At 72.3% G+C, this 13,114-nt stretch carries 2 protein-coding genes; both read right to left on the bottom strand.

Annotation, left to right across the window (positions count from 1 at the left end):
• A partial coding sequence (locus tag ACIBNE_RS41060; protein WP_399281195.1) for an amino acid adenylation domain-containing protein occupies positions 1-4,673 on the bottom strand: 4,673 nt, incomplete at its 3' end.
• A 123-nt stretch (positions 4,674-4,796) separates the two neighbouring features.
• Positions 4,797-13,100, bottom strand: coding sequence for an amino acid adenylation domain-containing protein (locus ACIBNE_RS41055; protein WP_399281193.1), 8,304 nt, complete (start codon positions 13,098-13,100; stop codon positions 4,797-4,799).
• Between the last annotated feature and the right edge of the window lie 14 nt (positions 13,101-13,114).

The following is a 13,114-nucleotide window of genomic DNA, read 5'->3' as shown; positions in this document are numbered from 1 at the left end:
GACAACGTACGCACCGGCACATCACACGCCGTGTCGTTCCACTCCACCAACACACGCCGACGCTCACCGACACCCAGCACCTCGATGTCACCGAGCGCCCTGTCGGGGTCCGATTCCAGCGCGGCGACGAGCCCTTCGCCGACGGTCTTCATCATGGTGCACAGGGCATCGGGCGACCCGGGCGCGGCGATCTGTGCTGTGAAGGCGAAATCATCGCCCCTGTCGTCGACGATCATTCCGACGGGGTAGTTCGTCCGCTCCCGCATGAAGAGCACGTCCACACCGGGCAGACCGTCACGCGCAGGTCCCGAGTCCGCCGCGCCGTGGCGGTAGTTCAGGAGCGAGGTGAACAGCGGGGTGTCCCCGCGCAGCCCGCTCGCCCGCTGGGCCGACGTGAGCGGCGCGTGTTCGTGCAGCAGCAGCTCGGCCAACTGGTCCTGTACGGCGCGCACGACGTCACGCGTGCCGGAACCCGCGGTGTCGACGCGGACGGGGAGGGTGTTGATGAACAGGCCCACGGCCCGTTCGGCCCCGGCGCCCATCCTGCCGAACAGGACCGTCCCGAAGACCACGTCGTCGCGGCCGGAGGTCGCGGCCAGCACGCGGGCCCACACGACGTGGAACAGCGTCGCCGGACTCACGCCGAGGCGCCGCGCCTGCTCGCGGAGCCTCGCGGAGAGGCGCGGGTCCATGACGGCCGTGGACTCGGTGATCCCCTTGCCGTCTCCGCGGACGTCCGTCAGCCCGAACGGGGCGGTCGGCTCGGTGACGCCGCCCAGCAGGCGGCAGAAGTACGCCTCGTGTTCCTGCGGGGACACCCGGCCGAGCGCACGGGCGACGACCTCGCGGTGCGGCGCGGGCGCGGGCAGTTCGCCGTCGCGCCCGTCGATGAACGCGTGCACCTCCCCCAGGATGACGTCCAGCGCGGTGTGATCCTGGATGAGGTGGTGGACCTGCACCAGGGCGAGCCACTGACCGCCGCCCGGCTGGGCGGCCACGTGCATACGGATCAGCGGGGCGCTGTCGAGAGCCATCGAGGGCGGACAGGCGGACAGCAGCCCGGTGACCAGTTCGCGGTCGGGGGCCGGGGCGCCGGTGTCATCCGTGGCACCGGGCAGTACGACGTCCTCCACCCGCAGCGGGGCGTGCCTGAGCACCACCTGTACCGGCTCGGGCAGCCCTTCCCAGAGCACCGCGGTCCTCAAGTTGTCGTGCCGGTCCACGACGTGTCCCAGGGCGGCGGCGAACTCGTCCAGCCTGGCGCGGGAGTCGAAGCGCAGGACGGTGGGAAGGACGTACACGTCCTCCTCCGTGGTACCGCCGCCCATGAGGTGGTGGAAGAGGATGCCTTCCTGGAGGGGGGTGAGCGGGTACACGTCCGCCACGTTCGGGGCGCCGCCGGGGACTCGGGCGGTGATTTCCGCGATGTGCCCCTCGTCCAGTTCGACCAGGGTGAGCATGTCGGGCGTGAGCGCCCGCGCACCGGCCGGAATGCGGTTCTCGGGGACCAGGATCTCGGGTTGTCCCGTGGTCACGGCGAGTCCGGCCGCTGTGGGCGTGGTGAAGAGGGACCGTACGTCGACCGACAGGCCACGCGCGCGCAGCCGCTCCACCAGCGTCACCGCGAGCAGCGAGTGGCCGCCGAGGTCGAAGAAGTTGTCGTCCACTCCGACCTGCGGCAGGCCGAGCACGTCGGCGAAGGCCTCGCACAGGATCTCTTCGCGGGCGGTGCGCGGCTCTCGGACCTCTCGGTCGGCGGTGTACTCGGGCGCGGGCAGGGCCCTGCGGTCGAGCTTGCCGTTCACGGTGACGGGCAGGGCCTCCAGGACGACCACGGCCGAGGGCACCATGTAGTCGGGCAGCAGGCCGACGGTGTGGGTGCGCACTTCGGCGCCGTCCACGCCCGGAGCGGTGGGGACGGGGACGGCATAGCCGATCAGTCGCTTGTCGCCCGGGGTGTCCTCGCGGACGACCACGGCGGCCTGGGCGACGGCCGGGTGCGCGGCCAAAGCGGCCTCGACCTCGCCGAGTTCGATGCGGAATCCGCGGATCTTGACCTGGTGGTCGGTGCGGCCCAGGTACTCCAATCGACCGTCGGAAGTCCAGCGGACGAGGTCGCCGGTGCGGTACATCCGCTCGCCCGGCGTGCCGTAGGGGTTCGCGACGAACCGCTCGGCGGTCAGGCCGGGGCGGTTGAGGTAGCCGCGGGCGAGTTGGACGCCTGCGAGGTGGAGCTCGCCGGGGACTCCGGGTGCGACGGGCCTCAGGGAGGCGTCGAGGACGAAGGCGCGGGTGTTCCACACGGGTCGGCCGATGGGGACGATCGGGTCGTCGCCGGTGAGGTGCGAGGCGTGGGTGACGTCCACGGAGGCTTCGGTGGGGCCGTAGAGGTTGTGCAGGGGGGCGCTCAGCGTGCGCAGGAACTGGTCGCGGAGTTCGGGGGTGAGGGCTTCGCCGCTGCACAGGACGGCGCGCAGGCCGGTGCACTCGGAGGCCGAGGGTTCGGTGAGGAAGGCCTTCAGCATGGAGGGGACGAAGTGGCTGACGGTGACGTTCCCGGTCCGTACGAGGTCGGCCAGGTAGGCGGGGTCGCGGTGTCCGCCGGGGCGGGCCACGACCAGGGCCGCGCCTTGGAGGAGGGGCCAGAAGAACTCCCAGACCGACACGTCGAATCCGAAGGGGGTCTTCTGGAGCACGCGGTCGATGGCGCCGATCGGGTACGCGTCCTGCATCCACTCCAGGCGGTTGACCACGCCCTGGTGCGGCACGGAGACGCCCTTGGGCCGTCCGGTGGAGCCGGACGTGTAGATGACGTAGGCCGGGTGGGCGGGCAGCAGCGCACCGCGCCGCTCGCTGTCGGTGAGGCCGGTCGAGGGCAGAGCGCCGAGGGTGAGTGCCGTGTCCGGGTCGTCGAGGACGAGGAGGCGCGCGGCCTCGCCCTCGGGGAGGCGGGGGCGCAGGGCGCTGGTGGTGACGACGACGACGGGCCGGGCGTCGGAGAGCGCGTGGGCCGTCCGGTCAGCGGGGTGGTCGGGGTCGACGGGGAGGTAGGCGCCGCCCGCCTTCACCACCGCCAGGAGGGTGGCGACCAGGTCGACGGAGCGTTCGAGGTGGACCCCGACGACGGTGTCCGGTCCGACGCCGAGGCCGGCCAGGTGGCGGGCGAGCCGGTTGGCGCGGGCGTCGAGTTCGGCGTAGGAGACCTCGGCGTCCTCGAACACCACCGCCGTCGCGTCGGGGGTGCGGGCGGCCTGCGCCGCGAACAGTTCGGGCAGCGTCGCGGTCGTGACGTCGTGCGCGGTGTCGTTCCACCCGGTCAGGACCTGCCGGCGCTCGGCCGGGCTGAGGAGGTCGATGTCGTCGACGGGCCGGGCGGGATCGGCGGTCACCGCGTCGAGGAGCCGGACGAACCGCTCGGTCAGCGCCTGTACCGTGCCGTGGTCGAACAGGTCGGCCGCGTAGCCGATGCCGCCCGTGAGACCGGCGGGCACACCGCCGGGGCCGAAGGTCTCCCTGAGGGAGAAGGAGAGGTCGGCCCTGGCCGGCACCTCCGTGCTCGACAGCACGGTCACGTCGAGGCCGGGCAGCGCGAGGGGCGGTTCGGCGTTGTCCTGCACCACCAGCATGACCTGGAACAACGGCTGGCGGGCGATCGACCGGACGGGCGCCAGGTCCTCCACCAGCCGCTCGAAGGGCAGTTCCTGGTGGGTGAGCGCGTCCAGGTTCCGCTCGTGTACCCGGGCCAGCACCTCGCGGAAGGACGGGCGTCCCGACAGGTCGCCGCGGATCACCAGGGTGTTCACGAAGAAGCCGACAAGGTCGTTCAGCGCGACTTCCGTGCGTCCGGCGACCGGGGTTCCGACGGGGATGTCGGTACCCGCGCCGAGGCGGGAGAGCAGAGTGGCGAGCGCGGCGTGGAGCACCGCGTACAGGGTGACGCCCTCGGCGCGGGCGAGGGCACCGAGCCGCTGGTGCAGGTCGGCGGGGACGACGATTCCGGCGCTGCCGGTGCGATCGCTCGGCACGGAGGGGCGCGGCCAGTCGAACGGCAGGGCCAGCTCCTCCGGCAGGTCGGCCAGTGCCCGGCGCCAGTACGACAGTTCCTGGTTCAGGAAGCTCTCCGGGTCGTCCTCGCCTTCGAGGAGTTCCCGCTGCCACAGGGCGTAGTCGGCGTACTGGATCGGCAGGGGTTCCCAGGCGGGCGCGTGGCCCTGGGAGCGGGCGGTGTACGCGGTGGAGACGTCGCGCGCCAGGGGGGCGAGGGACCAGCCGTCGCTCGCGATGTGGTGGGCCACCAGGAGCAGTACGTGGTCCCGCGGGGCCACCGCGAGGAGGCGGGCGCGCAGGGGGATCTCCCGGGCGAGGTCGAACGGGCGGACGGACTCCTCTGCCACGATCCGCGTCAGCTCGTCCTGCGACACCTCGGTCACCGGCAGCCGCAGATCCGCCTCGTCCGGGGTGAGGATCCTCTGCTCGGGTACGCCGTCCACGGCGGCGATCAGGGTGCGCAGCGCCTCGTGCCGTTCCACCAGGTCCTTCAGCGCCGCGTGCAGGGCCCGCTGGTCCAGGTCGCCGGTCAGCCGCAGAGCGATCGGGATGTTGTACGTGCCGCTGGGCCCTTGCAGCTCCCCGAGGAACCACAACCGCTGCTGGGCAAAGGACAGAGGAATCATCGACGTGCTCTCTACGACAAGTGGCGGACTGAACCGGACGGGCTGAACGGGGCGGACTGGAAGTGGCGGGCTGAGAGTGGCGGACTGGACGGGGGAAGACGCGCGGGAGTGTGCCGACAGGCCCTAGCGCGGTCGGGGACTCAGGGTGGGCCTGCGGCGCTTCTCGGGTCCCAGTCGCTTGGCCAGGCCCGCGGGGCTGGGCGTTTCGAAGATCGCCCGGATCGGGACTTCCCTGCCGAGGGAGGCGCGGATGTGGCCGGCGAGCTGGGTCGCGAGGAGGGAGTGCCCGCCGAGGTCGAAGAAGTTGTCGTCGACCCCGATGTCGGGCACGCCGAGCACCGTGGCGAAGATGCGGCACAGGGCCGCTTCCTCGGCCGACGCGGGTTCCCTGCTCGCGCCCCGGCCCGCGTACTCGGGCGCCGGGAGGGCGGCGCGGTCGAGCTTGCCGTTCACCGTCAGCGGCAGCGCGTCCAGGACCACGATCGCGGACGGGACCATGTGCTCCGGCAGCAGGGTCCCGACGTGGGCCCGCAGGGCGCCGCCCGCCGCCCGGAAGGCGCCGACGTCCTGCGCGGACAGCTCGGGTGCGGGCACGACGTATCCGGTGAGGCGTTCGTCCCCCGGCTGGTCCTCCCTGACCACCACGGCGGCCTGGGCGACGGACGGGTGGGCGAGCAGGGCGGCTTCGATCTCGCCCGGTTCGATGCGGAAGCCGCGCATCTTGATCTGGTCGTCGGCCCTGCCGAGGTACTCGATCTGTCCTTCGGCGTTCCAGCGGGCGAGGTCGCCCGTGCGGTACATGCGTTCGCCCGGGACGCCGTACGGGCTGGCGACGAACCGTTCGGCGGTCAGCCCGGCCCGGTTCAGGTACCCGCGTCCCAGGCCGGCACCCGCCACGTAGATCTCGCCCGGCACGCCCGCGGGCACCGGCTGGAGTGCGCCGTCGAGCAGGTACGTCCGCAGGTCGGGTATGCCCCGTCCGACGACGCTCGCCGCCCGGCCCGCGTCGTGCGCCGTCAGCGGCGCGTACGTCACGTGGACGGTGGTCTCGGTGATCCCGTACATGTTCACCAGGCGCGGCGCGTCGTCGGGGCGTCGGGCGTACCACGGGGCGAGTCGGCCGGGGTCCAGCGCCTCGCCGCCGAAGACCACCAGGCGCAGCGCGAGTTCCCGCTCCGCGGCGGAGGCGTTCGCGTCGACCTGGACGAGCTGGTGGAACGCCGACGGCGTCTGGTTCAGCACCGTCACCCGTTCCCGCGCCAGCAGTCGCAGGAACTCCTCGGGCGACCGCGACACCGCGAACGGCACGACGACCAGTCGGCCGCCGTGGAGCAGCGCCCCCCACAGCTCCCACACGGAGAAGTCGAACGCGAACGAGTGGAACCACGTCCACACGTCGTCCGGTCCGAATCCGAACCAGTCGTCGGTGGCGGAGAACAGGCGCGTGACGTTCGCGTGGGTGCTCACCACGCCCTTGGGCCGACCGGTCGATCCGGAGGTGTAGATCACGTACGCCGCGTTCCCTGGCAACGGTGTGCCGTCGCGCTCGCCTTCGGTCAGGTTCCCTTCGGCGTGTTCGCCCAGCGCGGCGGTCGTGGCGGGATCGTCGAGCAGCACCCGCGCGACGCCCTCCGGCAGCGCGTCCGTCACGGCGCCGGTGGCGACGACCAGTGCGGGGGTGGCGTCCTTGAGCACGTACGCCACCCGGTCCGCCGGATACTCCGGGTCGATCGGCACGTAGGCCGCCCCGCTCTTGAGCACGGCGAGCAGGGTGACGACGAGGTCGGGCGAGCGGTCCGTCATGACCGCCACCCGCCGCTCGGGTCCCGCGCCCCTGGCCACCAGCAGGCGCGCCAACCGGTTGGCGCGCGCGTTCAGTTCCGCGTAGGTGAGCCTGGTTCCCTCGTACACCACCGCCACCGCGCCGGGCGTCCGGGCGGCCTGCGCCTCGAACAGCTCGGGCAGCGTCGCGGGAACCGCCTCGCGGGCCGTGCCGTTCTCCCCGATCCCCGCAGTCCCACCAATACCTCTGGTCCCACCGGTCAGCAGTCGGCGCTGTTCGTCGTCGAGCACCTGGATCGCGCGCAGCGGTCGTTCGGGCTCCTTCTCCAGGGCCGTGACGAGGTCGGCGACCGCGGTCCGGACGAAGGCGCCCACCGCTCGCGGATCGATCGCGGCCACCGCCTGGACCGTGAGGGTGAAGTGGGGGTTCGTGTCGTTGACGGAGAATTCCAGCGGGTAGTTGGTGCGCTCGTGCCCGTGCAGCAGCTCGATGCCCTCGGGGCTCGGGGCGGCGGTGTCCTCGCTGTGGCGGTAGTTGAACAGCGAGGTGAACAGCGGGGACCTGGCGGGGAGGCCGCTGGCGCGCTGGGCCAGGACGAGCGGTGCGTGCTCGTGCACCAGCAGGTCCGCGAGGCGCCTGCGCATGGTGTGCACGGCGTCGCGCACGTTCACGGAGCCGATGTCGAGACGGGCAGGCAGCGTGTTGACGAACAGTCCCGGCACCCGGTCGGCGCCTGTTCCCGCGTTCATCCGGCCGAACAGCACCGTGCCGAACACCACGTCGTCACGGCCCGACGTGGCCGCCACGACACGCGCCCACGCGACGTGGAACAGCGTCGCGGGACTGACGCCCAGGCCCCTGGCCTGCTCCCGCAACCGCCGCGCCACGTCCGCGTCGAGCGGCATGCGCACCTCGGAGACGCCTCGGCCGTCCCCGAGCACGTCGAGCAGTCCGTACGGAGCGGTCGGCTCGCTCACGTCCCCCAGCAGCTCCGCGAAGAACCGCTCGTGCTCCCGGGCCGGAATCGTGAGGCGTGCCTGCGCGACGAACTCGCGGAACGGCAGGGGCGCGGGCAGCATGTCCCCGCTTCCTGCGAGGATCGCTCGGATCTCGTCGAACACCAGGGCCAGGGACGTGCGGTCCTGCACGAGGTGGTGCACTTCGAGCAGGGCGTACCACCGCTGGTCGCCGGGGTCCTGGGCGACTCCGATCTGGAGCAGGGGGGCGGTCCGGACGTCCATCGGCTCGGTACGGGTGGCCAGCAGGCCGGCCACGACGTCCGCGCCTTCGACCGGGAGGGTCCTGACGGGGACGGGGGCGGTGCGCAGGACGACCTGGACGGGCTCCTTGAGCCCTTCCCACAGGAAGGCCGTACGCAGGATGTCGTGCCGGTCCACCACCTGCTGCACGGCGGCGACGAAGGCGTCCGCCCGCTGCCGGGAGTCGAAGCCGAGGACGTACGGCAGCGTGTACAGGTCGGTGCCGTTCTCGCCCTCCAGCAAGTGGTGGAAGAGGATGCCCTCCTGGAGCGGGGCCAGCGGGTAGACGTCGGCGACGTTGGCCGCGCCGCCCGGCACCTCGGCGACGATCGTGCCGATCCCCTGTGCCGTGAGGTCGGCCAGCGTCACCATCTCGGGGGTGATCGCCGTGGCGTCCGCGGGGATGCCGTTGGCCGGGGGCGCCGCCTGCGCAGCGCCCTGCGACGCCGCGAGACCGGCGACGGTCGAGTGGGTGAACAGCGTCCGTACGTCCACGGCGACGCCCGCCGCCCTGGCCCGTTCCACCAGCGTCACCGCCAGCAGGGAGTGCCCGCCCAGCTCGAAGAAGTCGTCGTCGACACCGACGTGCGGCAGGCCGAGCACCTCGGCGAACAGCGCGCACAGGATCTCTTCCCGCACCGTCGAAGGCCCGCGCCCGGTGACCGCGGCGCCGTGGTCCGCAGCCGGCAGCGCCCTCCGGTCGAGCTTGCCGTTGACCGTCAACGGCAGTTCGCCGAGCACCACCAGCGCGGCCGGGACCATGTAGTCGGGCAGCGTCCTGGCCACGTGGGCGCGGATCTCCGCGACGTCCGCGACGCCGACCGGCACCACGTATCCGGCCAGTCGCTTGTCGCCGGGCCGGTCCTCCCGCACGACGACGGCGGCCTGGGCGACCGACGGGTGGGCGAGCAGGGCGGCTTCGACCTCGCCCAGCTCGATGCGGAAGCCGCGCACCTTCACCTGGTCATCGGTGCGCCCCAGGTACTCCACCTGCCCGTCGGCGTTCCACCGGGCCAGGTCACCCGTGCGGTACATCCGCTCCCCCGGAACACCGTAGGGGCTGGCGACAAACCGCTCGGCAGTCAGCCCGGACCGGTTCAGATAGCCCCGGGCCAACTGGACCCCGGCCAGGTACAACTCCCCCGCCACGCCCGGCGGCACCGGCCGCAGCGCCGCGTCCAGTACGAACACCCGGGTGTTGTGGACCGGGCTCCCGATCGGCACGGCTCCGCCCGGGTCGGCGCCCGGCTCGCAGGTGAAGGACGTGACGTCGATGGCTGCTTCGGTCGGGCCGTACAGGTTGTGCAGCGGGATCGGCAGCGCCGCGTGGAACTGGTCGCGCACCGCGGCGGACAGTGCTTCGCCGCTGCACACCACGGCCCGCAGGGACACGCACGCCCGGGCGGTGGGTTCGGCGACGAACACCTGCGCCATGGACGGCACGAAGTGGGCGACCGTCACGCGCTCGCGCCGGATCAGCTCGGCCAGGTACACCGGGTCGCGGTGCCCGCCCGGGCGCGCCACGACGAGGGTGGCGCCTTCCAGCAGCGGCCAGAAGAACTCCCACACCGACACGTCGAACCCGAACGGCGTCTTCTGCACCACCCGGTCGTCCGACGACAGCCGGTAGGCGTCCTGCATCCACGCCAGCCGGTTGACCAGGGCCCGGTGGGTGAGCGTCACGCCCTTGGGGCGTCCGGTCGAGCCCGAGGTGTAGATGACGTACGCCGGGTGGTCGACGCGCAGGCCGCGGACGCGGTCGCCGTCCTCCGGGTCGGCCGGGGACAGGCCGCCGAGGGCGTCGATGAGGTCCGGTGCGTCGAGGGCGAGGCAGGGGACCTGCCCGGTGTCGGCCGGGTGCAGGGCTCCGGTGGTGAGGAGGAGCACGGGCCCTGCGTCGGCGAGGAGACGGGTGACGCGGTCGGCGGGGTGGTCGGGGTCGACGGGGAGGTAGGCGGCACCGGTCTTGAGTACGGCCAGCAGGGCGACGACGAGGTCGATGGAGCGTTCCAGGTGCACCGCGACGAGGGTTTCGGGTCCGGCACCGCGTCCTGCCAGGAGGCGGGCGAGCCGATTGGCACGTGCGTTGAGGTCGGCGTACGACAGCCGGGTGTCCTCGAACACCACGGCGGTGGCGTCGGGGGTGTGCGCGGCCTGCGCCTGGAAGAGGTCGGGAAGCGTGGCCACGGGCGCCTCGTGCGCGGTGTCGTTCCACTCCGTCAGCACGTTGCGACGCTCGTCCGCGCCGAGCAGGTCGATGTCCGTGACGGGGCGCGCGGGATCGGCCGTCGCCGCGTCGAGCACCCGGACGAACCGCTCGGCCAGCGCCGTCACCGTGCCGTGGTCGAACAGATCGGTGGCGTACCCGACGGAGCCGGTCAGGCCGCCGGTAGGGGACTCGCGGAGCTGCACGTCCAGATCGAACTTGGCAGGCCGGTCCCCCGTATCGAGGAGACGCGCTTCGACACCGGGCAGATCGAGGCTCGCGGGCGCGGCGTTCTGGAGGGCGAGCATCACCTGGAAGAGGGGGTGGCGGGCCATGGACCGGGCGGGGGCCAGCTCCTCCACCAGTCTCTCGAACGGCACGTCCTGGTGGGCGAAGGCATCCAGGCCCCGTTCGCGCACGCGGTGCACCAGCTCGCGGAACGACGGTTCGCCCGTGACGTCGGTACGAATCACCAGAGTGTTGACGAAGAAGCCGACGAGTTCGTCCAGGCTTTCGTCGGTACGGCCCGCCAGTGAGGTCCCGATGGGGATGTCGGTCCCCGCACCGAGGCGGAAGAGCAGGGTGGCGAGTGCGGCCTGGAGCACCATGAACTCGGTGACGCCCTCGGCACGGGCCAAGCCGGTGATCCGTTGGTGGAGTTCGCCGCCGATGCGCAGCTCGACGGCGCCGCCGCGGTGGGAGGCCACGGGCGGCCTGGACCGGTCGGCGGGCAGGGCGAGCTCCTCGGGCAGATCCGCGAGGGCCGCGCGCCAGTAGTCCAGTTGGCGGCCGACGAGGCTTTCCGCGTCGTGGTCGTCGCCCAGCAGGTCGCGTTGCCACAGGGTGTAGTCCGTGTACTGGACCGGGAGCGGTTCCCACTCCGGTGCCCGACCGTCGGCACGGGCGGCGTACGCAGTGGAGATGTCACGCGCGAGCGGCGCGAGGGACCAGCCGTCACCCGCGATGTGGTGCAGCACCAGAACCAGCACGTGGTCCTGCGGTGCAACGGCGAACAGCCGTGCCCGGAGCGGAAGTTCATCGGTGAGGGCGAAGGGGCGAAGCGCCTCTTCGGCCACCGCCCGTCCGAGGTCGCCCTCCGCCGTCTCCTCCGCGCGGAGCGGAAGGCGGCCCGGGAGATCGAGCGTCCGGTGCGCGAGGACGCGCTGCTCCGGCACGCCGTCGACGTGCCCGAAGACGGTGCGCAGGACTTCGTGGCGGATGACGACGTCGTGGAGCGCGTCCCTGAGGGCACCGAGGTCGAGCTCCCCGGTGAGACGGAGGGCGACGGGGATGTTGTAGAGCGCGGAGGCACCCTCCAACCGCTCCAGGAACCAGAGGCGTTGCTGCGCGAACGACAGCGGCACCGTATGGGGCCTCGGCCGGGGTACGAGGGGCAGACGCGTGCCGTCCGCGCCGTCCGTGCTGTTCGCGGCGAGACGGAGTGCGAGTCCTGCGACGGTGGGGGTTTCGAACAGGGCCCGGACCGGGATCTCCGCCCCGAGGGCGACGCGGATGCGGCTGACCAGGCGGGTGGCGAGCAGTGAATGGCCGCCGAGGTCGAAGAAGTCGTCGTCCACCCCGACGCGCGGAAGCCCGAGGACGTCGGCGAACGCCTGGCAGAGAAGCTGCTCCTGGAGGGTCCGAGGCTCCCGGTCCAGGCTCGTGGCGGCGTAGTCGGGGGCGGGCAGGGCCTTGCGGTCCAGCTTCCGGTTAATCGTGAGCGGGAGCGCGGCCAGCTCGACGACCGCGGCGGGCACCATGTAGTCCGGGAGCACGGCCGACAGACCGGCACGGACGTCCACGACGTCCACACCAATCGAACCGCTCGGACCGCCTGGGCCACCTGAATCGCCCGAGACACCCGAGACGCCCGAGACACCCGAGACGCCCGCCGGAACGACGTACCCGACCAGACGCCTGTCGCCCGGCTGGTCCTCGCGCACCACCACCACGGCCTGCGCGACGGACGGGTGCGCGAGCAGGGCGGCCTCGATCTCACCGAGTTCGATCCGGAAGCCGCGCACCTTGACCTGATCGTCGGTGCGGCTCAGGAACTGGAGTCGGCCATCGGCGTTCCACCGGACCAGGTCCCCGGTCCGGTACATCCGCTCGCCCGGCCTCCCGAACGGGTTCGCCACGAACCGCTCGGCCGTCAGTCCGGGACGGTCCAGGTACCCCCGCGCCAGCTGGACACCCGCCAGGTACAGCTCCCCCGGCACGCCTGCCGGAACCGGCCGCAGCGACCGGTCCAGTACGTAGACCCGGGTGTTCGCCAGCGGACGGCCGATCGGCGGAGTACGGTCCCACGCCGGCGCGGCACAGCGCATCAGCGTGACCCCGATGGTCGTCTCCGTCGGCCCGTAACTGTTGTAGAACTCCCGGCCGGCCGACACCCACCGGTCGACCAGCCCCGCGTCCGGCGCCTCGCCGCCCACCACGAGCGCCCGCAGCTCCGGCAGCCGATCCGGCTCCAGCGTCCGCGCCACTCCCGGCGTCACGTGTGCCAGCGACACGCGCTGCGCACGCATCAGCTCCTGCAAACGCTCCAGGTCGACCCGGTCCTCGTCGGCGGCCAGAACAAAGACCGCACCGGAGACCAGCGTGCCGAAAAGGTCCTGCACCGACACGTCGAAGCTGAACGCCGTCGCCCCCAGCACCCGCGAGCGCCCGTCGATCCCGTACTCCGGCACGACGGCCGCGAGGTTGTTGGCGAGCGACCGGTGCGTGACCATCACGCCCTTCGGACGCCCCGTGGACCCGGAGGTGTAGATGACGTACGCGCGGTGGTCGAGCAGCAGCGTGCCGTGGCGTTCGGCGTCGGTCACGTCGCGTCCGGAACGGTCCGCGAGGTCCCGCCGCACCCGGGGGTCGTCGAGCGACACCCGGGCCACGTCGACACCCCGCAGGCTCTCCCCCGTCGCGTCGTCGGCGATGAGGACCGAGGGCCGTGCTTCGGTGAGCACGGAGGTGATCCGCTCGATCGGATGGCCGAGGTCGATCGGCAGGTAGGCGGCCCCTGCCTTGAGCGCGGCCAGGATGGAGACGACGAGGTCCACCGACCGTGGCAGTGCCAGGGCGACGATGCCCTCGGGACGCGTGCCGCGCTCGATGAGGAGACGGGCGAGCCGGTTGGCACGGGCGTTGAGCTCGGAGTACGACAGCTCGGTGTCCTCGAACACGACAGCGGTCGCAT

This window comes from Streptomyces sp. NPDC050504, from assembly GCF_044458065.1.
Lineage (GTDB): Bacteria > Actinomycetota > Actinomycetes > Streptomycetales > Streptomycetaceae > Streptomyces.
This window is presented reverse-complemented; position numbering and strand designations above follow the sequence as displayed.